The organism is Streptomyces sp. bgisy027 (assembly GCF_057710365.1).
Genome location: NZ_JBYIVZ010000091.1, coordinates 1 through 20,408, shown reverse-complemented (window position 1 = coordinate 20,408; position 20,408 = coordinate 1). Strand labels below are relative to the sequence as shown.

Here is a 20,408-nt window from a genome sequence, read left to right as displayed (position 1 = left end):
TGACGGCATGCCGGGCAGGGTGCGAAAGATCATTGATGCGCTTCGGGAGCCCGCCCTCCGGTTCGTCGTCAGGAACAACTGTGAAGCGGAGCAGTGGTACAAGCAGCTGAAAGTGTCCCTACTCGCCCAGGCGATGCTGCACAGCGCATACGCGAACGGTACGGCGGATGCGCGTCGCTGGTGCGCGCGGTTGGCAGGCCGGCTCACTCGGGTTCTGCTCGGGCCGATGGATACCCGGGGGGCCCTGTCGATGAGCTTCGACGCGGGAGAGATCCTCGGGGCGACTGACACGGTGGTGACGCGGGCAACCGGACTGCCCGCGCGGGGCGGATCCATCTTCGTCGACCGCACGGATCAGCGGAGCCGTCTCCGCGCGGCGCTGGACGATCAGGTCACCTCCGTCATCGTGGTCAGTGGCCCGGCGGGGATAGGCAAGACGGCACTCGTGCGCGAAGTGCTCGCCGACTTGGGCTGGGGCGATCCGGACGACGAGGCCTCGGCGGTGCGCTGGCACGACGCCACACCGTATGGCGAGATCGGTGTGCCGACCCTGATCGAGGACATCGAACCACCTGGGTCGGGCCAGGTAGCCGGCCCCTCTGCACGGGCACGTCTGGAGATCGCCCTGGACCGCATCGACGGCACCCGGCCGGTGATCGTGATCGACTCGGCGGAGAACCTCCTCAAGGAGGGGCACGTCCTGCGCGACTCGGAGCTCGACCTGGCACTGGAGGCTGTGCAAGGCCGACCGCACTCCCTCGTCAAGGTCGTTCTCGTGACGCAGCACGCGCCCGAGGCGACGACAGGCGTGGCGTGGACGGACACGGCGTGCCCGATCAGCCTCGAGGGCCTCGAACCACCCTCGCTGCGGGAGCACTTCGCCATGCTCGACCGGAGCGACAGGTACGGCCTGGCTGCCCTGCCGGAGGGCGACCTGCGGCACATTCACGGCCGGCTGGCCGGCAACCCACGGCTCGCTGAACTGCTCTATGCGGTCCTCAGCAGTGATCCGCCGGGGCTGAAGGTCCATCAGATCCGAGCGTGGCTGTCTTCTGTGCCGGCGAGCGAGGTGCATCAGCTCCTGGTGCACCGGTTCGTCGACCACCTTCCCTCCGGACAACAGCGGGTGGCGGAAGCTCTGGCGGCCCTCGGCATCCCGGCCTGCACCGAAGCCGTCATCGCCGTCCTGAAGCCGTATGTGCCGGCACCGCAGATCGAGCCGGCCCTGCGCGCGCTCGTAGCGGCCCGTCTCGTCCTGGAGCGCCGGGACGGCCGCCGGTATCTGCGAAAGACCGAGATCGGAGCGGTCCTCAGCCGCCTGGCTGATGGTGACCGATGGACGGACGAGGGCGAGCCGCCCACTCGGCGCGGCCTGCTCCTGCGAGCGGCCAAGGTGTTGCAGTTCATGCAGAAGGACGAGGACGACGTTCACGGCATTGTCGACCTGGACATGCACTTCGCGCGAGTCGACGTCTGGCTGCGGGCCGGAATGCACGACCAGGCACACAGCCTCATCGAGTCGATGGACGATCTGGTGCGCCTCTGGGGAAGCGGGGCAGAGCTGCGTACCCAGCGGGAAGCCGTGCGTGGCCGGCTGGGTGACGATCGAGAGGGCGAGTTGATGAACCTCGCCGCACTGGGGGACATCTACTCGTACAGCGGCGATTTCCCCGCCGCCCAGTCGGCCTACAGGACCGCGCTCACCATCGCCAAAGAGGACCAGCACCGTGAGGCGATACGCCGTATCCACATCAACATGGGCTTCATGTTCTGGGAACACGACCACCTCGCGGAAGCCGAGAAGCACTACGGGTGGGCGTTGGGGCTGGCCGGCGAGGACGACGACGGTTGCGACCGTGCTGCCGCATTGATCGGACTGGCCGACTGCCGACAGCGGCAGGGCGATTACCGACACGCTATCGGGGATGCTCTGTCGGCTTTCGGAGCCGCCCGCGAGGCTGATCCCGGACTGGCGTCCGACGCCGCGCTGAGGCTGACCCTTTGGTACGCCGAGCTGAACGAGATCCGGGACGCGCTGACGATGCTGGCCAGATGTGGCGAGCTGATCACAGCCCGCCCCGAACCTTCGGCACGGGCGGACCTCCTCAACGCGACGGCCAACCTGCACCTCTATCGGGACAGGTACGGCGAGGCACGATCGGCGGCCCGGCAGGCAATCGACATAGCGCGCGACCACCGTGATCCGATCAACCTGCGACGGGCCCTGACCGTACTGGCACTCGCTCACGTGCACATGGACGATCTCCCCGCGGCCCGAGAGGCGATCGAGGAGTCGGCCCGCTACCGGGTGGCCGGCCGGGAAACCGTGGAACTCGCTCTGCGGGGGATCATCGCGCACCGCTCCGGTCTCGTAGGCACTGCGAGGGATCTCTTCCAGCAACTCCACGACGAGACGAGCCATCGCACCACAGCGGACAAGAACGACCTGCCCGCCTGGGACTTCACCGGGATCGCCCGGTGTCACTCGGTCCTCCTCAACGACGCGGATCCTGCGACGGCGCTGGAGGCGTTCCGTCGGGCACGGCCGAAGCCCGCTGAGCGGACACCCGGGCTGGACGACCGGTTGAGGTTCATGGTGGAGACCCTTGCCCATGGCGACCCGCGCCTCGAGCCGGTGCTCACGGAGCTGGCTCGCATCCGACCAGGCCGCGCCGGTTAGTTCTCGAACCAGCCCTTCTCCTGTGCCAGCATGATGGCCTCCAGGCGGGTACCGACGCCGATCTTCTGGTAGAGCGCCCGCAGCAGCCGGTACATCGCCCGCTCCGAGTAGCCGGTGTCCAGTGCCAACCGCGTCACGGTCCAACCGTCGGAGAGCCGGCGCAACCAGGCGATCTGCTCCGCGGAGGGAGCCGAGCCGCGTGGGACCCGACCGCCGCGGCCGGCCACCAGGAGAGCGGCCACGTTGGCCGGCATGACGGCCTCGCCATTAAGGGTCGCGGATACCGCCCGTTGTAGCGCCGAAGCCGTCGCCTCGCGCGCCACCACCGACCGGGCACCGGCACGCATGGCTCGTACGCCCAGTGAGGCGTCGTCAGCGGACGGCAGTGCGACGACGAGTGGACGGGGACGCAGGCTGCAGAGAGCGGTCAGCTGGTCCACGTCCTCCGCGGAGTGGAGGGTCAGCAGCACCACCCCGCCCGGGCGTTCACGCAACCAGGCTTCGGCGTTCGCGGGCTCCTCCACGAGGTGCCCCAGGCTCGACAACGACGCTGCGACGCCACGCCGGAACATCGGCAGGGGGTCCAGGACCGCGACATGAACGGTTGCCGTGACCTGCACCTCCCTGTGCCCCTCGCTACCTGCCGGAACGGCAGCCGACAGCTTAGGGTGAGGCAGGAACCCGCCAGCGGACGGTCATGGATGCGCACGATCCGTCATGGACCCGCAACGCTGCGCTCCCCTAGCGTCGGACCGTCCGACGACGCTTGGGGGAGGCGCGCGTGGTCTACTTCGATAATTCTGGTCGCCGCATCCATCGGCGCGTCCGGCGCCGTACCCCACCGGCCGATAGCGGAATAGACGACGCCAAGACCCGCTACATTCGCCAGGTCGCAGCGGAGAACCCCAGATTCACGCCCGACGAGGTGTACGCAGAGATCTACTACGGCCGGGGCCGCCACGACATTCCCAAGCACATGGTGCGCAGGGTCCTCGGAAAGCCTCGCAGCAAACTCTCGCTGTGGCCCTTCGGCCGTTGACGATCGCCTGGAAGCCGCACTTGAGAACGGCGTGGTGGATGTGCTCCGCAATGGTCATGCCGACCGAGTACGCCAGCCACCGGCCTCGCTAGCCAGCCGAACCACGAACTCGTGGGTGCCATCTACCCGTCACACCGTGGGCGAGGAGTTGACCACGGCCACGATCTCGTCTCGGCACCAGCATCCTCGTCTGCCAGCGCAGTGCGGAGTCCGCCACCACAGTCCTGGACCACCGCCTGAACCGAATCTTCCACACCGGGGATGTGGCTGGTTGACGGGTGGCCGCCTCACCGCGTCGGAAACCGCTACTAGTGGGGCGGCCTCATGCCACCTCTCGAGCCGATCTCATCACCAATGTGTAGCACCCTCGCAGCATGGACCACGCCTGGGCGATCGAGAAGCTCGACGACGCGAGTGCAGTGACGAGAGCCATGCATGTCGTGGGTCGAGAGCGGTAGCTTCCTCAGCGAAGACCCGAACTGGACCAGCACTATCACGTAGCCCTTTGCCGCCGACGCCATCGCCAGGCCGCCAGCCAGCCTCTTCGATAGGGCTGCCAGCTCTTCGGCCGATACCAGAGATCGTCCCGGCAGACGTCGGTGAACTCACGTTGCCGGGCAACGACAGAGTTCACCGCGTCCGCCACCGCGTCGCGGCTTGACTCCAGCCCGAGATCCATCACTGCGCCGTGCGCGGTGAGGACCTGGTCGGCGGCCTCAAGCGGCCCAGGGTTGGCCACCAGGCGGAGGTCCAGGTACGCCTGGAGCAACTCACCATGGTGAGCACGCTGGTCCCGCAGTGTATGCAGAGCCAGCCGTTCTGCTTTGAACGGCGCGAGAACGAGGTTGCGCTTCAGGCCTTTCAGGGATGTCGAGTACATCTGACTCCAGGTGCACCGATGTGAAGGCCAGGTACGAGTCCGTCACTGCCGCCTGGAACCGCGCGTACACCTGACGCCGCTCATCTCGACTGCCCAGCCGGAGGCCAACTTTCGACTGGCGCCTCTTCGTGAGGACGGAAGCCACTGTCTTCGCGGCCGCGGACGCGGCGACGCTGCTCGGATCAACCACCGAGCCATTCTGCCTGCCACCAAACACCGCCGCCCGGCAACGGCGCGTCACAACACCGTCACATCACCGCACAGTTGGCGCACACGCAGCCATAATGCTCTCGCCAACACCGTCGTTGGGGGGAGACGCAGTGCCCACCTACAGAGAAGTGCAGACCGCGGTCAGGGTCGAAAAGCTCCGCATCTGGTTCGCCTGGATCTGCGGGAACTTCATTCTCCTGGTAATCGCATACGGCACTCGCAACGTATCCATCCTCAGCGTCATCACGCAGGTGCTGCTCGTCGCCGGGTTCCTTGCCTTGACCGTCGCCCTCTTCCGCATGACCAGCGCGCTGAACCGTAAGGCCGCAGCCGCCCGCCGCGAGGTCCTCGGGGACATGTGAGGCCACTCAGCGCTCTGCTGGAGCAGGCCGACCACGAGCAGCCCGGCGGGTGGTGAGTCGCGAGGGAGTGCTGCAGGGCTGGGATCTTAAAACCCGTCGCCGTCTTGTGGACATCGACGCAGGCCTGTTCTGGGATCCTGCCAAGCAGGGCATTCCCCAGCTATGGGGTGGCGTTCTGTATATCGCCACCAAGCATGGCAACCTGCACGCGATCCGCCTCGAGGACCCCTCATGACCACGTCGGCCGCCGAAACATCCCCTTATCGACGCCATCGGTCCAGGCGCCGACGCAGCCTGGCCAACGGTGTGGGGGCAGCGTCGGCACTGGCCTCGTCGAGCCGACGGCGGTCGCGTTCACGGTTGGCGGCGATTTCCGTGTCCGAGTAGCGTCGGCTCCAACGGATTTCGCCCTCGCGGATCCAGTAGTGGGACCGGCAAGGAAGCGCCCAGTTCCCGATCGAGGGGGCCAGGGACACCGTCTCGCCGTTGAAGGTGAAAGACCACTGCGCCGGTGACAGTGGTGTGATGACTTCTTCTCCGCAGCCGCAGCAGCACAGGTGACCGCAGGTGCGGTAGGAAATGGAGATGTACAGCACTCCCTGGTCCATGGTGGCCGGGAAGGTTTCGACGAATGCCGGGCGCAGGCGGCTGACAGCGGTCATGGAAGGTCCTCGTTGGCAATCTCGTTGGTGATCAGCGAGTAGGTGGCGAAGCCTTCATCGGTCGCGTCTGCGTAGGTGCCCAGGAAACGCTTCCAGCGATTGACGGAGAGGAGCGCGTTGAGGGCGTTGAGGTCTGCGGTCTGGATGTTGCGTGCATAGGCGTCGCGTTCGGGTGCCGGGGTGGGGATCCGTCCGCGTGCTTGTTCACGCCGTCCGGGCAGGCTTGTCGTCACGCGGAGCAGCCCGCTGAGCCGGCCGTCGATCTCCTCGATGCCCATGCCGACGTCGATGAACGGCACGTCGTGGGTCTCCAGGCAGTCCATGACGGCGGGTTTGCTCGCCGCGTCGTCAGAGGCGAGGAAGACGAAGGTCGCCCCGTCGAGGAGGGCGAGGTTGTCCTCGTCCAGGTACTGCTCGTGGGCGGTGATGTGCCGGTGCATGTGCGAGTAGAGGGATGCGAAGTAGGCGGCTTTGTTGGGGCGGCTGCGCAGTGTGTCGAGGGTGGGCGCGCCGGGTGCCCGGAAGGCGTTGTGGTTGTCGAAGCTGTCGCCGTCGATGAGCCGAATGGTGTCGACCTCGGTCTTGGCGACCTGGTCCAGGATGTAGCTTCCGGAGCCCCCCAGGCCGACGATCACGATGTGGTGGCCGCGGTAGCGGCGGTTGACCACGGCGAGGCCGGCGCGCGAGGTCGCGGTGTCCCGGTAGGCGAACGGGGTGTCGTCGTCGATCTCCTGCCAGGCCGCGCCCGGGGTGGGCGTGACGGCCGGGTCGATCGCCTGGGCCTGGTCGGCGATGATACGCGCGTAGGCGGTGACTTTCGTGTACTCGTCGGGGTATCCGGCCGGGCCCGGCTTGCTGGAGAGCATGAACTGCGCCTGCAGCCCGTCGGTGATGGCGCGGGCTTCGGGAGTGGCCAGCGGGAGCCGTCGGCCGTGCTCGTCGCACGGGGTCGATCCCGCGAACCAGATGCGGTGGTCGGTGCTGGAGACGAGACGGTCTCCGCTGACGGTCACCGGGTAGGCGAGGAAGCCGTAGTCGATGCTGCGCGTCTGGGTGACGTAGGGGATGTGACGGGCGATCAGGTGCCCCGCCTGCAGGACGACGTCGTATCCGTCGTCGAGCAGGCGCGACAGGTCCGGGTCACGAGCGAGAAGTGCGGTAGACATCGAAGACCATTCCGTTCTTGACCTTCACGCTGTGGCCGGCCGTCAGGCTGCCCGAGCTGTGTCCGTCGTGGCCGCGGCTGTAGCGGACCGTGTAGGTGTCCTGCTCGGTCGGCGGCTGGCCGGGGTAGGCCAGTTCGACGGCCTGCTCGAAGGTGATCTCCTTCGCCTCCCAGCCGTACGAACGGGCGTTGACAGTGATCAGGACGGGATGGTGTCCGTGTTCGTCATGTGCCATGGGGTTCCTCCTGTGATGTGCGGTGTCCTATTGGCAGGTCGCCAGGAGCGGTCACTGCCGTCGGGGACTATGACGGCCAGACAACGGGGATCGTCTGCGTCGTGCGGCCCGTGTCCTGGTTCTGGTTGTCCGCCGTCGCCGTGACGGCTTTCCCTTCTCCGGCCCGCCGCAGCGGGCCGGAAGATGCGAGAGGCGGGCGCGAAGCCCGCCTACTTGCTCTTCTTCGAGCCGCGCGACGCGCGCTCGTTCACCGTCGTCGACGGGTTCCTGAGTACCGTCGACTGCTTGACGAACCGGCCCGTGATCGCGCTCCGGCCTCGCTTCCCGCCTGATCCGCTCGCTTTGCTGGACTTGCCGGACATGAAGAACCTCCTGTCCCAGAGGCCTCGGAGGCCTCTGCTGCCTGCAAGCAGTGCAGCACGGACAGCCTCACTCAGGCAACATTTTTTGAGAGACAGTTTTACTGTCATACATCTGCTCAAAGAGGCCGCCCGCTGCGGGGCGGCCTCTTTGCGGACCGGCTGGGCTCTACGCCGTGGGATCCGCGATGACGCCGAGGTTGATGAGCCGGTAGTTCATGGCCATGTCGCTCATTTCGAAGTACACGGCCATCAGGCGCACCAACTGCTGGGCCGTGCGGAACTCGGCGTCGCGTGCCGCGCGGCGCACCAGGGGCTCGGGGGCCAGCAGGGCGGCGGCGAAGCGGTTAGCCTCCATCTCCTCGCGGTCGGTGGCCATGCTCGAGACCGTGTCACGGAAGTTGACCCGGGTGTCGGTGTCCAGGATCAGCGGACGACCGCGATGCAGGCGCAGATGCCCGAGCTCATGCGCCACGGTGAAACGCTGCCGGTTGACGTGATGCTTCTGGTTCACGCCGATGACCTGCTCGCCTTCGCGACGCAGCAGCATGCCGGAGACGTCGTCCGGCATGTCCTGCGGCAGGACGATCACGCCCAGCTTCTCGGCAAGCTGCACGGGGTCGATGGGCGCCTCGGCGATGCCGAACTCCGCCAGCAGTGCCCGCGCCTCCGCGTCAGACCTGGCCATCGCGTGTCCTCCGGTCGACCGCCGTCGCAAGGGTTGCCACCGTGTCCGCGAGATACTCCGGCAGCTCGGCCACGTGACCGGGCTCCTCCAGCCCCGGCAGGAGATCGGCCGGTTTCACTCCCAGAGCCGCGGCCAGACGCACCAGCCGGTAGGGCGGCGGAGCCTGCGCACCGGACTCGATGTTCGTGATCGACCCGCGCGTCAGTCCCGTCTTCCGGGCCAGCAGTTCCTGCGTCAACCGGGCCCGCGCCCTCGCCCCCCGGACCCTCCGTCCGATCTCAGCATTGAAATCCCGCTCAGCGTCGTCCACACGACTCCCCACGATGACAGCCACACTGACATTCCAACTTAGCCCACCCTCACCAAGACCACCACAGCGGCGTCCCGTCCCCGGACGGAAAACCCCACTCGCCTCGCCCCAGCAGCGCTCACCGGAAGACTGCTTCGGCGGTCGCTCCCCAGGCAGAGGCGCTCTTCCACCACCCTGCACCGCGATCTACTGTCGTTTTCATGGCCAACGGGGTGTTTCACACCGGGCACGGCATCGAGATCAACCTGACGTACGAGGACCTCGACAACCCGGACTACGCCGGGCTGCTGGAAGAGATCACCCAGCCCGTCGGGCAGCGGCCCCGGGACCTGCTGCAGTGCCTGAAGGACTACCGGGGCGAGGAGTGCCAGTGCGCCCTGGCCGGCAAGACACCGTGGATGTTCGTACGGCGCCAGCGCAGCAACGGCCACGTGACGTGGGTGGCGGCGCACCTACCGCTCACCCACGCGGCGACACCGCAGGAGAGCGACAAACACAAGGCGATGAAGGAACGGATCGCGCGCACCGCCGCGCGGCACGGACTGGAAGTGCAGACCGAGGCCCGGTCGCAGGACGGGCGGGTCATCACCGATGTGCTAGTGACCGGAGCAGGCGCCCGCGTCGGATGGGAGGCCCAGTACTCCCCCATCACCGCCAACACCGTACGTCGGCGCTCCGCCAAGGCCCGCGAGCGCAACATCGCACCCCTGTGGGTCACCGCGGACGACACGTCCGCTCTCATCGACCGCGCCCCCTGGACCCGCGTCGACGACGTGCCCTGGCAGCGGATCGTCTCCCCGCTGGCCCTCATCATCCGCGGCGGGGTCCGCCACCTGCAGATCTGGAAATGCACTCCCAGTAGCGAGCGTCCCTGCCCCGAGACCGGCAGCACCTGCGGGAAGTGGCACAGCGGCTGGTTCCTGCCCGCCCTGTGCCTGCCCCAGGAACGCGCCACACAGCTGGACGAACTCATCGTCACCAGCGCAGACGGGGAACACCTACCGGTACGCTCCCGCAACCGGCACGATGCCCGGCGTGCCTCCTATCTGTGGGCCCTGGCCAGTGACGTCCGGCGTTGGCGCGAGATCACCGGCGAAACCGATGTCCCGCCCGAGTCCGGAACAGCCGACGACGAGCCAGTCACCTACACCGAACGGGAACTCGACAGTTCCTGTCGCTACGGAGAGGAAGGCCCTCACACCAACGGCCCGCGCCCGCACCGGGACCTGAGCTCGGCGACCGGCCTGCACACTTTCGACCACGCCCCCGACCAGAGCCTGCTCCAGCCCAGCAGGCCTATTGCTTTGCGCCTCACTGCGCGCGAGCGCCTGATGGTCGCTGCGGACCTGAAGTGCCCGCCCTGGGAGATCGGTCCCTGCATGCTCTGCGCCACCCCCATCCACCGTTACGGCCCCCGCAGTCCCATGGCCTGTCCCGCCTGCCGTCTCATCTCCCGGAGTCGGTAGGCAAGGTGCCCGTGCCGGCTATGCCGCCTCCACAACCGATTCGAACTGGAGCGGCAGATTGAGCTCTGTCTCCAGGTTGAAGACGGCGTCCATCACAGATCTCAGGCGATCCGGAGCGTCAGGCATGACGTGAGCATAGGTCTGAAGAGTGATCTTCGGATCCCGATGCCCTAGCCATTCAGCCATGTCCGTCACGGGCACCCCTCTGGCGAGCCCCGCCGAAGCAAAGAAGTGGCGCAGCCAGTGCGTCGTGATCTTCCTTGTTATGCCTGCTGCTTTCCTGGCGTTGCGCCACAGCCGGTCCACCAGCGAGTACATGAGGATGTTGGTCCGCCCGACGTTGGCGAAGAGGTAGTCGCCCCCCATGCGGTTCAGTCCCTTCTCCACACGGAAGGTGCCATACAACCGCAGGTGCTCCTTCACCTTCGCCTCGATCGTCCGTGGAAGCGGCACGGCACGCCCTTCGTCATGGTCGCGCCACTTGAGATGGCGGATAGTGTGGGCTCGCCCACGGCCCTTGGTGATGGCCTGCTGCCGCTTGGTCTTCGGCTCCTCGTTCACTCCGTCCTGCGTGATCTGACGATCGACGTAAAGAGTGCCGGCTTCAAAGTCGAACTGCTGCAAGGTCACAGCGGTGGCTTCGCCGACCCGCAGTCCGCACCCCGCCATGAGCCAGACCAACAGCTGATACGGGCCCGGCAGATGAGCCGCTATCGCCGCGATCTCGGCAAGGGTCGGAAGCCGGATGGTCTTCCTTGCCCTGCGCTTGACGCGCTGACGGCCGGTCCTCACGTGATGGCACGGGTTCTTGGTGATGTAGTCGTTGGCCACGGCGTAGCTGAAGACGCCGCTGAGCGTCTCGTAGCGGTTGACCGCAGTTGACTCTTCGTAGCCACGTTCCTCGACCATCCACCGGAGCCAATCCTTCAAGTCCCTGGGCTTCACAGCCCCGATGGGCTTGCTCGTGAAATACGGTTCCACGTGCAGCCGCAGGCTGGTCTCATACTGATATCGGGTTCCGCCAACCCGGTCGCCAGACTTGATGAACTCCCGGTACACCGCCACCAAAGGGGTCAAGAACCCAGTTGGTGCAATGTAGGTTCCGAGGTCCTTCTCACGTTCGACCTTGGCCGCGAACTTGTCGGCCGGCCCATACTTGTCGAAAGACTTCTCCCGCTGGCGCCCCGTCCTGCCGCCAGGCTCCCGGTATCGCACAGTCCACGGGTGGCCGCACCTACTGGTGACACACGGATAGTGCGTACTCTTCTCATCTTCCTTGCACTTTTGGAAGACCCGAGCCAAATTTCTCCCTTCTCAGTCGGAACTACGTCCACGGCTTAGCCGTACTTGGACTCCAAGTACGCGACGACATCTCGCTCCCGGAACCGCAGCAACCTTCCAACCTTCTGGGGCCTGATCCCCCAGGCCCGGTACTTGTTCTTGATCGTCATCTCGCTCACCTGCAACCACTCGGCGACCTCCGCCGGAGTCAGGAGTCGATAGCTTCCACCCTGCGGCATTCAAAACCATTCTGTCGTGCGGGACGGCTTCGCCGCCGAACTCAACTTCTGCGAACACCCCCAATGGTCGTCACAATCGCCGGTTTCGCTAACCGGCCCTCGTGGTATATGTTGCGCCCCCGCACAGGACGCCTCGCGGACCGTCCCCCGCCGAAGAGCGCAGGTGGGCCGATACGACCGGAGGCGGAGGATCGCGTCGTCCGTCACGAACACCAAAGACAAACCCGGCCCCTCCCCTCTGAACTGGTGTTTCCCGGGACGTTGTACGTTGACATGTCCCCAGCGCAGGTTCCAGTCTTCTGTAAACCTTTCTTGTCTGCCGTGGGCGAATGCCTGCACTGAAGACGCCGGGCACAGAAGCAACGAACAGCCTCAGTAATGGCGTTGGTATCGCCGCGCAGTTCGCACAGATTTCCAGACAGGAGATCGAGCTTCATCTGCTTGGGGCGAATTCCGATTTCGGCCTGATGGCACGGGCCGAATACGCCTTGTCGAGCAGGCCAATGTCCGAGGTCGCCACACTTCGCCAGGCACGCACAGGCGGTAGAGGACGAATGCCATCCGGCGGCACGGCACCCCCGGCCAGGTCATTCCGGTACCCGGGCTGCCTGATGCCGGGTGCGCTGGTCCCATCGCTGACCCCAGCCCGTCATGGGTTGCAACGCCCGAGCCGTGCGGAGTGCATGCGGTTCTACTCGCCCCGAGTAGGAAGGTCCCGCTTCCCCCGGCTCCCCGTGAGGCGGCAGGATCGGAGCCATGCGCATTCTAGTGATCGGCGGAACTTGGTTCCTCGGCAAGACCATTGCAGAGCAAGCACTCGCGAGGGGGTGGGCCGTCACGACCTTCAACCGTGGGCGATCCGGCCCGGACGTCGAAGGAGTCGAGCCAGTCCGCGGTGACCGTACAGTCCGGAAGGACTTGACGCGGCTCGCAGGACACGGTCCGTGGGACGCCGTGATCGATACATCCAGCTCCGACCTAGCGCCCCTCGATGTCCTCTTGTCCACCACGGCGCTCCGGGCAGCCGCGCACCGGTGGGTCCACATCTCGACCGTGTCCGTGTATGAGGGGTGGCCGCACCGAGCGTTGACGGATGCCTCGCCGTTGCTGGAGTGCCCGGCGGACGCGGACGAGACGTATGGATACACGGGCGAGGACGGCAGCCCCACCACCTACGGGTTCCAGAAGGCAGGTGGGGAACGAGCCGTCACAGACGTCTTCGGGAACGCCGCGGTGCTCGTTCGGCCGGGTGTGATCCTCGGGCCCGGTGAGTACGTCGGCCGTCTGCCTTGGTGGCTGAGCAGGGCCAAGCGCGGCGGGCGCATCGTGGCCCCGGCCCCGGCTGGACAACGTATCCAGCCCGTCGATGTTCGGGACGTCGCGGAGTTCGCGCTGGAACAGGCCGCGAGCACGGGCAGCGGCGGCTACAACGTCACCCATCCCGAGGGGATCACCTTCGCTGACTTCCTCGGCGAGTGCCTGGCGGTGACGGACAGCACGGGAGTCCCGGTGTGGGTGGAGCCGAACGTCCTGATCGAGCAGGGCGTGAAGCAGTGGACGGAGCTGCCGTTGTGGCGCACGCACGCCGGTGTGTGGTCGGTTGACTCAGGGCGTGCCCTCGCTGAGGGCCTGCGCTGTCGGCCGGTCGTTGAGACGATCCGGGACACCTGGGCGTGGCTTGCCCGAGATGGGCGTCCCGTGGACCACCCGCGGTGGGCGGAACATGGGATCGCCCCGGACAGGGAGGCGAAGATCCTCGCCTCCCTGTGATCAGGCTTCGATGGCGAGGAGCCCGACGTGCGGGCCGATCCGGTACGGCGGTGACACGTGGTTGAAGTCCTCGATCCGCTCCCGGAGTTGTCCGGGTAGATGGGCGCCGTGGTACGCCGGCCGAGTGAGGTGACGATGGACACGGGCGGTGCGGACCACGATGCCCGTCATCCGCTGATCGCGCGGAATCTCCCACACTGGTGTCAATGCCTCGGCGGCGCCGTCCACATCGTTGGCGAGGAGACGCGCCAACGCCAGATCGGTCGCCGCCCCGCCGAGAACGTGGGCGGACTGCGCATCCGTCGACTTCTGCGCGAGGAGGGTGAGCGCCTGTCGGGCGGAGGCCTCGGCCTGGCCGCCGTCGCCGATGATGAGCGCGGTGGTGCTGTTGGACATCGCCAATCGCTCGGCGGTGAACCCGAACTCGCCGCCCACCGTGTCGTGGAGCTCATCCACGCGGTCGCGGCCAGCCTCCTGGGAAAGGCGCATTGCGCGCTGTGCGGACGTGATGTCGCCGAGGTGGGCGTGAGCGCGTGCCTGAATCGCGTGTAGACGGCGCTCGGCGACATCGCCGAGCCCGCTGTAGCCCAGCGCGCGCTCGGCCTTCGACACGGCCTCGGTGGTGTCTCCGGCGTGGTAGGCGATATACGCCAGGCTCCCGTCCGCATAGGCGCGCAACGGGGTGAACCGGGTGCTCTCCCCGTACAAGGCTGCAGTGCGGGCGAACGTCCTTGCATGGCTCAGGTAGCCGAGATCGAAGGAGGCGGAGGACATGATCGCCGCCACCTGGCCGCTGAGGATCAACAGGACTTGGCGCTGCGCGGGCACCTCCGTGCGGTCCTTCTGGCGGTCCACCTTCTGGCGTAGTTCCTCAGCCTCGTCAAAAGCCGTCACCGGCGCGAGTCGGTGGTACCTCCGTGCGAGGCCGAAGACCCGGTCCTGGAGCTCGTCGATGGTCGTATCAGAGATGGATGCGCCGGCGGATGCGTCGGCGCCCTCATGGGCTTCACGTGCAGTCATTCCGATTCGCTCTTCCAGATCCAGGTCGTATGCGGGTACCTGGGAACCGATGACCTTGGACGGATCCGCAAACAGTTGCTCCGCGGTGTAGCCCTGAAACATGCGCTCAAGAATCGCGCACGTATCCGCGCCGGGGAGGCCCACGAGCCTGCCGGCTGTCCAGCGCCGAAACTGAGGCTCTCCACAAGTCGGGAGGTTGGGGTTCTGGCCGAACAGTTCCACGCCGGTCTCTGTGAACCGCGCATTGAACTTGCGGTACGTCAGCCGCTCCTGGTCACACAGCAGCTTGAGCAGTGTGTTCGGTTGGCCGCTCATACCGCCCCACTCTCCGGCGCCGTTCACCCAGCGCGTCCTCGGATCGGTTCCTTCTTGGGAAGGGGATACCTCCGGCTCCCTGCGTGGCAACACGCCCCGAGTAGAAGCAACTTCAAAGCTACCCCGATGCTATGACGGTCACTCAGAAGTGCCTTAGAGGCACCCGTGAAGGACATGGCGGGGCTACGGGGAGAGGGAGAACTCTGATCGGCAACCCCGCGGGCGGGGCTTCCTCTCCCCGCTCCCCGACCGAGGCGTGACGATGACAACAGCAGACACCACGCAGGAGAAACCCACCGCCCCCACCATCTCCGAGCCCGCCGCGGCCGTCGCGAACGTGCTGTGTCCGGACACGAGAGGCCGTGCGGTGAACGATTTCGACGTGTACGCGGAGGAGGAGATCGAGCCCGAGCTCCTCGGCGAAGAGGATGCGAGAGGGCTGACTCAGGACGGCAAACCTCACATCGCGACCCAGCATGAACGCGAGGCAGCTGTGACGACCTGGCTCCTCTGCTCTGCCCAACCCGAAGGCCGCGATCGAGTGCGGCAACAGTGGCGGGAGGGCGGCATCGCTCTGCTCAAGTGCGGTGCTGTCTTCGCTGCCGTCCGCATGAAGGGCCGCCTCGTCCGCGCGGCAGCCGGAGTCGACGAGAACAGCGAGCTTAAGAAGATTGACGCGTTCCTCGCTCGAGCGCTCTTCGGTGGCCCCGTCTTCGTCGACACGCACAGCGGCAATTACTACGCGCTCGTTCCTCCGAGTACGCAGCGACGCCGCGAGTGGGCCGCGCATCGGCACTCGCCCGAGGCCGAGTGCCTCGGACGCGACTCGTATCTCGGAGTGCCGCGAGCGGGGTTCACCGAGCCGAATCACCACTGGTGCTATTGGTCCGTTCCGATGGACGGCCCTGGTGATCTCTGCACCGTCGAGGCGATCTCGCAGCTCGTCACCGTCGGCCGGCGGCGACTCGCCATGAACCAAGGCGCGGCCTGTGCGTGACAGCGGGCCCGTTCCGATCGACGCGAAGACGATCCGCAAGGCCTATACGGACGTCCTCTGGGAGCCGTTCCTGCCGACGGCCGCGGAGCTCGACAAGACGTGCGAACAGCTCGCCGGGCATGTTGGGCTGCTGATTCCGGAAGTCATGGGGCTCGCCGCACGGATGCGTTCCGAGCGCTCCGGTATGCGGGCGATCGCGATTCATTGCCTCGTCCGTGCTCATCAGACGCTCGCGACGGACCCGGCTGCCGGCTCGCCTGTACGCGCGCACCACCTCTATGACCTCGCCACCACTGTCCGCGCGCTGTTGACGCTCTGGGAGCACCCCGGCCCGCTCGGCGAACCGACTGGCAAGGACGAGATCGAGGCGGCCGTCCGCCGGAGGATCTGCGGCGGCTGCTGCGAGCCGATAGAGGACGGTGAAGGCTTCGAAGAGGCCGTGTTCCTCGCGGAGTCGAGCGGCGGCATCCGCGGGTACCGGCACACGGACAGCTGCGCCGTCCTCGCCGCGCAGCGGCGAAGGCAGCTACGCGCGGTCTGAGCTGCCGCCCCGCCTCCCGATGTCCGTGCAGCCCGGAGTCGGGGCGGTTCGAAAGCCTCCTTTCCTGCTTCCCCGTCGGGGAGGGAGGCGCGCAGTCCGGCCGCCCGCTTTTCCCAAGGGTGGGCGGCCGGATCCGTTCACGAACACAGAAGGAGAGGCCAGCCCGTGGAGCGGCAATGGATCACCGGCGACTGCTGGCTCGGGTGCGAGGGCGACGGAGTACCGGTGATCTGGCTCGGCCCGGTCCAGTGGGACGGGCAACACGCCCCGTTCATGGCGTGCGAGCCGTGCCTCGACCGCCTCAAACGGCAGGCGCTCGCCTACTTCATGGCGCACCAGCCAGCCATCGCATGAACTCCCGGCGCGGGGAGCAAGGGACGACACCGTATCCCCCACGGCTCTTCACTCCTCCCCGCGCCGGGTCCCCCAACCCAACGGCTCCCAGGCGAAGGGAAGACGGCGTGCACCAGCTCGTTGCGACACCGTTCGGAGGGCGGCGCCTCATCCTGCGGCCGGGCAGCACCAAGGCCGTGCAGCTCCCACACACCAAGTTCGATGAACTGCGCACATTGGCAGCGGTACCCAACACGGTCCCGAAGTGGCTCGTCGACGCCGTCCTCGCGCAGTGGCACCTCGACCTGGCCGGCCAAAGCGCCGGTGAGGTCATCCTGTTCCGCGACGCCGGACCGTACGCGGTCAGCCGGGCGACGTGGGAGATCAACCTCGGCTGCGACTACGACTGCCCCCTCTGCTACCTCGGCAAGAAGCAGTTCGAGGGCCTGGACATGGCGGGCAAGCGGAGGCTGTTGGCCGTCATGCGCGACGCGGGCGTCATCTGGTTGCAGATCACCGGCGGCGAACCCCTCATCGACCCGGACTTCCCCGAGGCGTACCGCCTCGCACACGAACTGGGCATGCTCGTCGAGATCCTGTCGAACGGGTCCCGGCTGCACAAGGACCACGTCCTGAACCTCCTACGCACCTACCCGCCGTCAAAGCTGACGCTGAGCATGTACGGCGCGACGGCCGACACCTACGACACGGTCACCCGGAGGAAGGGCGCCTTCACCCGGTTCCGCGCGGGCCTGACCAACGCCGTCGCCGCAGGCCTGAACATCGACCTCAGCCTGATCATCGTCCGGGAGAACGAGCACGAGGTCGAGGCGATGCGGGACTGGGCCAGGCAGCTCCGCGTGCCGTTCCGCGAGTACGCGAACATCTCTCCCACGCTCCACGGCGGCGCCGAGCCGCTGCCGTCGCAGTCACCCCAGTACCTCACCAACCGGGCACCGTTCACCGGCTGCCCCGCCGGCCACACGTTCTTCCACGCCGACCCCTTCGGGAAGGCCTCGATCTGCAAGGTCGGCCGCGAACCAAACGTCGACCTGATCGCCGAAGGCGTGGAAGGTCTGGCACGACTCGGCGGCATCGCCGAGTCCCTCATGCTTCTCACCGGAGGATGCAGCGGCTGCAAACTGTCCGGCACGTGTCGGGTGTGCAGGCCGATGGCACGGGTCTTCCAGGACGCGAAGGCACCACTGGCCAACTACTGCCAACACGGAATGAGGTAAGCACTATGGACGCCGTCATGGTCGAGATCACGCGCAAGCCGGAGCCCGTCGACGAGAACCCGGACGGGATCGTCCTGGTCGCCGACGTCGAGGCGCTGACCGCGGGCACCACCCCCGGCTGCGGCGACGACAACCCGTACAACTGAACCGAACCACCCTGCTGGGGCCGCGCGTCGGCGCGGCCCCAGCAGCGTTCCCCCTTTTGGAGGCTCCAATGCCCACCCCACGTCTGACCGAGCTCCCGGACGCCGTGCTGCGCCTGATCGAGAAGGCCAGCGGTCCGATTGCCGACGTCAGGATCGTGAGCGCTGGCCTGAACAGCGCCATCGCTGCCCACGTACGCACGACCGATCACACGCTCTTCGTCAAGGGCCTGCCGCTCGATCACCCCTGGGTCTGGACGCAGGAACGCGAGGCGGACGTCAACCGGTACGTGCGGGGCATCGCCCCCGAGCTGCACTGGCACATGGAAGACGACGGGTGGAGTCTCCTCGCCTTCGAATATGTCGCCGGTCGCCATGCCGACTTCACGACCGGATCAACCGACCTTCCCCCGGTCATGGCCGCGATGACGCGCCTGGCTGAAGTTCCAGCCCCAGGCATCGAGTTGAAGTCCATGCCTCACCGGCTCCGGAAGTACGTTGACGACCCGGCTGATCTGTCGTGGTTCGCAGGGAACAGCCTGCTTCACACGGAATGGAACCCTCACAACGTCCTGATGTCGAGCAGAGGCGCCCTGTTCGTCGACTGGGGATGGGCGTCCCTCGGAGCCGCCTGGATGGATCCGGCACTGTGGCTGCTGTGGCTCATCGCCCACGGCCACACCCCCGGACAGGCCGAGAGCGAGGCCGCCGCGCACCCGGCATGGGAGCTGGCCCCGCCCGCCGGCCTCGACGTGCTCGCCACTGTTCAGCGCCGACTGTGGGACTCCATCGCGCACCAGAGCACAGACGACTGGGCGAGGCCCATGCAACGCGCTGCACAGACCTGGGCCATGCACCGGACCGGCAAGCTTTGATCCCGGTTCGTGATGCGGGGCGTGTCATCTCGCGGTGCGCCGTGGACGCTTGATCCGGCGTACCTAACCGATCCAGCGAACGCTCGGAGCCTCAGGAACCTCCACATCGCAAGGCGCCGTCCAGGGCTTGAAGCCTTCACGCCGACAGGTGAGGACGAGACGCATGGGCTCGTTCAGCCACTGGTCTCGCCAGCGGGCATCCCGATCGTTTCCTTCTTGCCAGTGGGGCGGCCTGGTGCGCTCGATGCTGAACGGTCGTCCCTTGCCTACTTCCAGGGCGAAGGGGGCGACAGACTTCCCGTTGACGTCAGCGCCGTCGGCCCCGTGCGTGAAGCGGAGCGGGCCCCACACCTGGCCATCCAACTCCTCTTGGGTCGGGCCTCCGGGAAGGCGTGCGACCCGCGACATGTCGTCGCTGGGTGCGATCTCTATGCGGATCTCGTCCAAGTGCCGCAGAGGAACCGGGCCCACCAGCCGCACGCTGAGGGTTGCTCGATCGCCTTCTCCCCGCTCGATGGCGACCCGGAACTGGGGCAACCGTTCCGCGTGCCAGCGGTCCTGCTCAATACGGGCCAACGTCTCTGCGGTCTTCGCAGAGCGGCGGGCAGCCAGCCACGCGCCAGCTGTAGCAACCGCGCTGAGCGCGGCCGTGGAGAAGGTGGCGATCTCGCCCCATGGGATGTCCATGCGCCAGGACTGTAGCCCGAGTTGACACGGCATCTCGTCCGCCGGCAGGTACGTGTACCGGTCTGTCAGCGAGGTCTGACAGACCAGCAACTAGCGCATGTTCGTGGCACGTTACCGACAGCAGCCACGTATAATTTCTCTTATACGTGGCTGCTTGACCGGGCTGCCCTGTAACGGGCACAAGCCCTCGGCAAAGGGCAACGGATACTGGGGGCGCCCGTGAGTGACGAGCTGGTGGAGATAGTCGACGCCGAGTTGGTCGACAAGGTCGGCTTGCTGCCGGCTCTCGCCGAGCCGACCGCCCCGGCACGCCCCCTGGTCGACCGGCACACCGTCCTCCGGCCGGGAGAGCTTCCCGTCACCGAACGGCCGACGTACACCGCGCGCGACTTCTACGTCTCCGATGAGACCGCCCACCGCATCGACAAGGCGTCGGCGCCAGCGAACACCGATAAGAACTATCGCAGCCAGCGTGGCATCTTCGAGCGCTGGTGTAACGAGATGGGCCGCGTGGCGCGGCCGTGCACGACGGCCACATTCATCGAATACGTCGCCAGCATGATCGCCCGCGACTACCGACCGAATACCATTGGGACCCACATGTCCGCCATTCGTACGTGGCAGCCGGAGGACGCCCGGCCGGGAACGAAGGTGGCGCGCGGCATGCTCAACGAGTACCGCAAGACGTGGGGCAGGCGGAACCGGGTGAAGAAGGCGCCGGCCATCACCGACGACATGTTCCGCGCCATGGTCGCCGCCTGCGACCAACGGCATCCCATCGGCATCCGCAACCGGTGCGCGCTCGTCCTTGGCCGCGGTGCCCTAAACAGGCGCATCGAACTCGCCGACCTGCTACAGGCCGACGTCGACGTGGAAGAGGAAGGCGTCGCCCTGTGGATCGCCACTTCCAAG

Annotated in this window: 24 protein-coding genes and 1 pseudogene; 13 read left to right on the top strand and 12 right to left on the bottom strand. The window is 66.8% G+C overall.

Annotation, left to right across the window (positions count from 1 at the left end; all coding sequences use genetic code 11):
* Positions 1-226 precede the first annotated feature (226 nt).
* On the top strand, positions 227-2,680 hold the full coding sequence (locus AC3ETA_RS46270; RefSeq protein ID WP_432198904.1) for an AAA family ATPase: 2,454 nt from the start codon (positions 227-229) through the stop codon (positions 2,678-2,680).
* Here the strand turns inward: AC3ETA_RS46270 and AC3ETA_RS46265 are convergent.
* On the bottom strand, positions 2,677-3,300 hold the full coding sequence (locus AC3ETA_RS46265; RefSeq protein WP_432198903.1) for a response regulator transcription factor: 624 nt from the start codon (positions 3,298-3,300) through the stop codon (positions 2,677-2,679). The two genes, AC3ETA_RS46270 and AC3ETA_RS46265, sit on opposite strands and share 4 nt — an antisense overlap.
* Positions 3,301-3,461: 161 nt before the next feature.
* On the opposite strand from AC3ETA_RS46265, the gene AC3ETA_RS46260 reads away from it, so the two are divergent.
* Positions 3,462-3,719 (top strand): hypothetical protein, encoded by a 258-nt coding sequence (locus AC3ETA_RS46260; protein WP_432198902.1) that lies wholly within the window; start codon positions 3,462-3,464, stop codon positions 3,717-3,719.
* 493 nt (positions 3,720-4,212) lie between these two features.
* Here AC3ETA_RS46260 and AC3ETA_RS46255 read toward each other — a convergent pair whose 3' ends face one another.
* Complete coding sequence (locus AC3ETA_RS46255; protein WP_432198901.1) at positions 4,213-4,599, bottom strand: hypothetical protein; 387 nt, start codon at positions 4,597-4,599, stop codon at positions 4,213-4,215.
* A gap of 320 nt (positions 4,600-4,919) precedes the next feature.
* Here AC3ETA_RS46255 and AC3ETA_RS46250 point away from each other — a divergent pair, with 320 nt between their 5' ends.
* Together AC3ETA_RS46250 and AC3ETA_RS46245 are read left to right on the top strand one after the other, a co-directional pair.
* Positions 4,920-5,171: a hypothetical protein gene (locus AC3ETA_RS46250; protein ID WP_432198900.1), complete on the top strand. Its 252-nt coding sequence runs from the start codon at positions 4,920-4,922 to the stop codon at positions 5,169-5,171.
* A gap of 49 nt (positions 5,172-5,220) precedes the next feature.
* Entirely contained in the window at positions 5,221-5,406 is a 186-nt protein-coding gene (locus AC3ETA_RS46245; RefSeq protein WP_488187673.1) for a hypothetical protein, read from the top strand.
* A 25-nt stretch (positions 5,407-5,431) separates the two neighbouring features.
* Here AC3ETA_RS46245 and AC3ETA_RS46240 read toward each other — a convergent pair whose 3' ends face one another.
* The 6 genes from AC3ETA_RS46240 to AC3ETA_RS46215 all read right to left on the bottom strand — a co-directional run bounded on the left by AC3ETA_RS46240 (position 5,432) and on the right by AC3ETA_RS46215 (position 8,591).
* Positions 5,432-5,833, bottom strand: coding sequence for a ubiquitination-like system serine protease family protein (locus AC3ETA_RS46240; protein WP_432198898.1), 402 nt, complete (start codon positions 5,831-5,833; stop codon positions 5,432-5,434).
* Complete coding sequence (locus tag AC3ETA_RS46235) at positions 5,830-6,999, bottom strand: ThiF family adenylyltransferase (protein WP_432198897.1); 1,170 nt, start codon at positions 6,997-6,999, stop codon at positions 5,830-5,832. The genes AC3ETA_RS46240 and AC3ETA_RS46235 overlap by 4 nt, the downstream gene beginning before the upstream one ends.
* Positions 6,974-7,234, bottom strand: coding sequence for a multiubiquitin domain-containing protein (locus tag AC3ETA_RS46230; RefSeq protein ID WP_432198896.1), 261 nt, complete (start codon positions 7,232-7,234; stop codon positions 6,974-6,976). The genes AC3ETA_RS46235 and AC3ETA_RS46230 overlap by 26 nt, the downstream gene beginning before the upstream one ends.
* Before the next feature lie 209 nt (positions 7,235-7,443).
* Positions 7,444-7,596, bottom strand: a complete 153-nt coding sequence (locus AC3ETA_RS46225; RefSeq protein ID WP_432198895.1) for a hypothetical protein — start codon at positions 7,594-7,596, stop codon at positions 7,444-7,446.
* 166 nt (positions 7,597-7,762) lie between these two features.
* Positions 7,763-8,281, bottom strand: coding sequence for an ImmA/IrrE family metallo-endopeptidase (locus AC3ETA_RS46220; RefSeq protein ID WP_432198894.1), 519 nt, complete (start codon positions 8,279-8,281; stop codon positions 7,763-7,765).
* A complete protein-coding gene (locus tag AC3ETA_RS46215) occupies positions 8,268-8,591 on the bottom strand; it encodes a helix-turn-helix domain-containing protein (protein WP_432198893.1) in 324 nt (107 codons plus the stop codon). Before AC3ETA_RS46215 ends, AC3ETA_RS46220 begins: the two co-directional genes overlap by 14 nt.
* Positions 8,592-8,791: 200 nt before the next feature.
* On the opposite strand from AC3ETA_RS46215, the gene AC3ETA_RS46210 reads away from it, so the two are divergent.
* On the top strand, positions 8,792-10,057 hold the full coding sequence (locus tag AC3ETA_RS46210; protein ID WP_432198892.1) for a competence protein CoiA family protein: 1,266 nt from the start codon (positions 8,792-8,794) through the stop codon (positions 10,055-10,057).
* A gap of 18 nt (positions 10,058-10,075) precedes the next feature.
* On the opposite strand, the gene AC3ETA_RS46205 is transcribed toward AC3ETA_RS46210, so the two are convergent.
* Together AC3ETA_RS46205 and AC3ETA_RS46200 are read right to left on the bottom strand one after the other, a co-directional pair.
* On the bottom strand, positions 10,076-11,272 hold the full coding sequence (locus tag AC3ETA_RS46205; protein WP_432198891.1) for a tyrosine-type recombinase/integrase: 1,197 nt from the start codon (positions 11,270-11,272) through the stop codon (positions 10,076-10,078).
* A gap of 122 nt (positions 11,273-11,394) precedes the next feature.
* Positions 11,395-11,577, bottom strand: coding sequence for a helix-turn-helix domain-containing protein (locus AC3ETA_RS46200; protein ID WP_037891253.1), 183 nt, complete (start codon positions 11,575-11,577; stop codon positions 11,395-11,397).
* A 756-nt stretch (positions 11,578-12,333) separates the two neighbouring features.
* On the opposite strand from AC3ETA_RS46200, the gene AC3ETA_RS46195 reads away from it, so the two are divergent.
* On the top strand, positions 12,334-13,347 hold the full coding sequence (locus tag AC3ETA_RS46195) for an NAD-dependent epimerase/dehydratase family protein (protein ID WP_432198890.1): 1,014 nt from the start codon (positions 12,334-12,336) through the stop codon (positions 13,345-13,347).
* On the opposite strand, the gene AC3ETA_RS46190 is transcribed toward AC3ETA_RS46195, so the two are convergent.
* Positions 13,348-14,709, bottom strand: coding sequence for a DNA-binding protein (locus AC3ETA_RS46190; RefSeq protein ID WP_432198889.1), 1,362 nt, complete (start codon positions 14,707-14,709; stop codon positions 13,348-13,350).
* A 235-nt stretch (positions 14,710-14,944) separates the two neighbouring features.
* Between AC3ETA_RS46190 and AC3ETA_RS46185 the strand changes: the two genes are divergently transcribed.
* The 6 genes from AC3ETA_RS46185 (at position 14,945) to AC3ETA_RS46160 (ending at position 18,809) form a co-directional block, all read left to right on the top strand.
* Complete coding sequence (locus AC3ETA_RS46185) at positions 14,945-15,679, top strand: hypothetical protein (protein ID WP_432198888.1); 735 nt, start codon at positions 14,945-14,947, stop codon at positions 15,677-15,679.
* Positions 15,672-16,220 carry a DUF6415 family natural product biosynthesis protein gene (locus AC3ETA_RS46180; RefSeq protein ID WP_432198887.1) on the top strand — a complete coding sequence of 183 codons (549 nt, stop codon included), beginning with the start codon at positions 15,672-15,674 and terminating at the stop codon, positions 16,218-16,220. The genes AC3ETA_RS46185 and AC3ETA_RS46180 overlap by 8 nt, the downstream gene beginning before the upstream one ends.
* 165 nt (positions 16,221-16,385) lie before the next feature.
* Positions 16,386-16,574, top strand: a complete 189-nt coding sequence (locus AC3ETA_RS46175; protein ID WP_432198886.1) for a hypothetical protein — start codon at positions 16,386-16,388, stop codon at positions 16,572-16,574.
* A gap of 107 nt (positions 16,575-16,681) precedes the next feature.
* Entirely contained in the window at positions 16,682-17,791 is a 1,110-nt protein-coding gene (locus AC3ETA_RS46170) for a radical SAM protein (RefSeq protein WP_432198885.1), read from the top strand.
* Positions 17,792-17,796: 5 nt separating this feature from the next.
* On the top strand, positions 17,797-17,937 hold the full coding sequence (locus tag AC3ETA_RS46165; protein WP_432198884.1) for a hypothetical protein: 141 nt from the start codon (positions 17,797-17,799) through the stop codon (positions 17,935-17,937).
* Positions 17,938-18,041: 104 nt separating this feature from the next.
* A complete protein-coding gene (locus AC3ETA_RS46160) occupies positions 18,042-18,809 on the top strand; it encodes a protein kinase family protein (RefSeq protein ID WP_432198883.1) in 768 nt (255 codons plus the stop codon).
* Between the two features lie 63 nt (positions 18,810-18,872).
* Here the strand turns inward: AC3ETA_RS46160 and AC3ETA_RS46155 are convergent, their stop codons facing one another.
* A complete protein-coding gene (locus AC3ETA_RS46155) occupies positions 18,873-19,496 on the bottom strand; it encodes a hypothetical protein (protein WP_432198882.1) in 624 nt (207 codons plus the stop codon).
* A 219-nt stretch (positions 19,497-19,715) separates the two neighbouring features.
* Between AC3ETA_RS46155 and AC3ETA_RS46150 the strand changes: the two are divergent.
* Positions 19,716-20,408 (top strand): annotated as a pseudogene (locus tag AC3ETA_RS46150) (tyrosine-type recombinase/integrase); the annotation flags it as partial.

What these genes read in the sequence shown, in the direction of transcription:
- AC3ETA_RS46240 (WP_432198898.1), bottom strand. Translation starts at nt 5,833, where the DNA reads ATGACCGCTGTCAGCCGCCTGCGCCCGGCATTCGTCGAAACCTTCCCG.
- AC3ETA_RS46165 (WP_432198884.1), top strand. Translation starts at nt 17,797, where the DNA reads ATGGACGCCGTCATGGTCGAGATCACGCGCAAGCCGGAGCCCGTCGAC.
- AC3ETA_RS46220 (WP_432198894.1), bottom strand. Translation starts at nt 8,281, where the DNA reads ATGGCCAGGTCTGACGCGGAGGCGCGGGCACTGCTGGCGGAGTTCGGC.
- AC3ETA_RS46270 (WP_432198904.1), top strand. Translation starts at nt 227, where the DNA reads ATGGATACCCGGGGGGCCCTGTCGATGAGCTTCGACGCGGGAGAGATC.
- AC3ETA_RS46195 (WP_432198890.1), top strand. Translation starts at nt 12,334, where the DNA reads ATGCGCATTCTAGTGATCGGCGGAACTTGGTTCCTCGGCAAGACCATT.
- AC3ETA_RS46210 (WP_432198892.1), top strand. Translation starts at nt 8,792, where the DNA reads ATGGCCAACGGGGTGTTTCACACCGGGCACGGCATCGAGATCAACCTG.
- AC3ETA_RS46255 (WP_432198901.1), bottom strand. Translation starts at nt 4,599, where the DNA reads ATGTACTCGACATCCCTGAAAGGCCTGAAGCGCAACCTCGTTCTCGCG.
- AC3ETA_RS46225 (WP_432198895.1), bottom strand. Translation starts at nt 7,596, where the DNA reads ATGTCCGGCAAGTCCAGCAAAGCGAGCGGATCAGGCGGGAAGCGAGGC.
- AC3ETA_RS46155 (WP_432198882.1), bottom strand. Translation starts at nt 19,496, where the DNA reads ATGGACATCCCATGGGGCGAGATCGCCACCTTCTCCACGGCCGCGCTC.
- AC3ETA_RS46235 (WP_432198897.1), bottom strand. Translation starts at nt 6,999, where the DNA reads ATGTCTACCGCACTTCTCGCTCGTGACCCGGACCTGTCGCGCCTGCTC.
- AC3ETA_RS46230 (WP_432198896.1), bottom strand. Translation starts at nt 7,234, where the DNA reads ATGGCACATGACGAACACGGACACCATCCCGTCCTGATCACTGTCAAC.
- AC3ETA_RS46200 (WP_037891253.1), bottom strand. Translation starts at nt 11,577, where the DNA reads ATGCCGCAGGGTGGAAGCTATCGACTCCTGACTCCGGCGGAGGTCGCC.
- AC3ETA_RS46185 (WP_432198888.1), top strand. Translation starts at nt 14,945, where the DNA reads ATGACAACAGCAGACACCACGCAGGAGAAACCCACCGCCCCCACCATC.